The organism is Syntrophaceticus schinkii, assembly GCF_000946815.1.
In the GTDB taxonomy this organism is placed as follows: domain Bacteria; phylum Bacillota; class DSM-12270; order Thermacetogeniales; family Thermacetogeniaceae; genus Syntrophaceticus; species Syntrophaceticus schinkii.
This window is the reverse complement of sequence record NZ_CDRZ01000225.1, coordinates 1-1,142: the sequence shown is the minus strand read 5'-3', so window position 1 is coordinate 1,142 and position 1,142 is coordinate 1. Positions and strand designations below refer to the sequence as shown.

2 protein-coding genes are annotated in these 1,142 nt (G+C 36.5%); one reads left to right on the top strand and one right to left on the bottom strand.

All coding sequences use genetic code 11. The annotated features are described in order from the left end of the window. On the bottom strand, nucleotides 1-480 hold a 480-nt coding region (locus tag SSCH_RS08045), incomplete at its 3' end, for an ABC transporter permease (RefSeq protein ID WP_044665013.1). 124 nt (nucleotides 481-604) lie between these two features. On the opposite strand from SSCH_RS08045, the gene SSCH_RS08040 reads away from it, so the two are divergent. Beyond that, nucleotides 605-1,087 carry a hypothetical protein gene (locus SSCH_RS08040; protein ID WP_156972190.1) on the top strand — a complete coding sequence of 161 codons (483 nt, stop codon included), beginning with the start codon at nucleotides 605-607 and terminating at the stop codon, nucleotides 1,085-1,087. Nucleotides 1,088-1,142: the final 55 nt, after the last annotated feature.

Here is a 1,142-nt window from a genome sequence, read left to right as displayed (position 1 = left end):
AAAGGCATCTCGAAAATCATGACTTTGGCTGTGCAATCTGTTTTCAACGATTCCGACTAATTTAAATTCCTTTTCTCCATGCTCATATAAAGAAACTTTTATATTTCCATTTAGTTGATGGGGCAGGTTCAGCCTGTCCAAAACCCATTTTTCCAGTGCAATTTCGTTCGGTTCTGTCGGATACTTTCCCTCAACGATTTTTGTATCCAGCATAGATAAGATCTTTTCTTCTCCTGCTAAAACATTGACCTCTAACCCATTTTCACTCTTCCATAAATCATAATTAAAACAATTTGCTGCTGCTTTTACATTGTCATGTGCTTTGATCTTATCTATCTGATTATTATTAAGCCCTGTATAGAAAACATGATTGACTCCTGTATTTTGCCTCATATCGTTGACTCGCAGCACCCTTGCGCTTTCAGCCAAAGAGCCTATGGTTACTATCAAAAATACACCGAGTGCAATACTTAAAACCATAGCATTTTTTTATGTTTAATTCTTTTGGAAAGAATTATAAGGAATTATATAGAAGAGACAATGAATTTATGGTATCTAAAATCGGTGATAAATCACATGGTGTGATTTTATCCTGAATGTCAATATGGATGAATCTATGAAAAAGGGCTATACCAAAGAACAGCTTGCTGAAATTCGGGAGCTGCCTCAGGTGGAAAGTGTTTCTTCTAAACAGGCCCTTTATTCAAAACTCAAATTTAACAAAGAAAAGCTGAACAAATTGAGTGGTGAAAACTATATAAAATTTATGGATGAAGAAGGTTTTGTGCCAAAGTTTCTAGGGGATTTTTCCTTTGAAGGGGATACGAAGGATGAAGTAATAATTAGAAATACTGTATTGGGGCTGTCAGATAGAGATTTAGTATATTTGGCTAGAATATTTAAAACACTGCAGGGCGAAGAAATAGATACAAGCCTGATGAAGGATGAGCCTGCAGCGGTAGTTTATATTCCCAAGACAAAAGGGAATGGAGTCCCCTATGATGCAAAAGCAAAAGGCAAGTATGCGCCTGTGCTGAATCTAAGGACCGGCGATAAGATCAAGCTGGCTGTTCCCAAAGAGGGATAATGACTGAAGGTATTGATAATAAGAGCTTTTAAAAAGGACATGAAAAATAATAGCC

Bases quoted from the DNA above. Each gene is read 5' to 3' on its own strand.
- SSCH_RS08040 (WP_156972190.1), top strand. From the start codon at position 605: ATGGATGAATCTATGAAAAAGGGCTATACCAAAGAACAGCTTGCTGAA.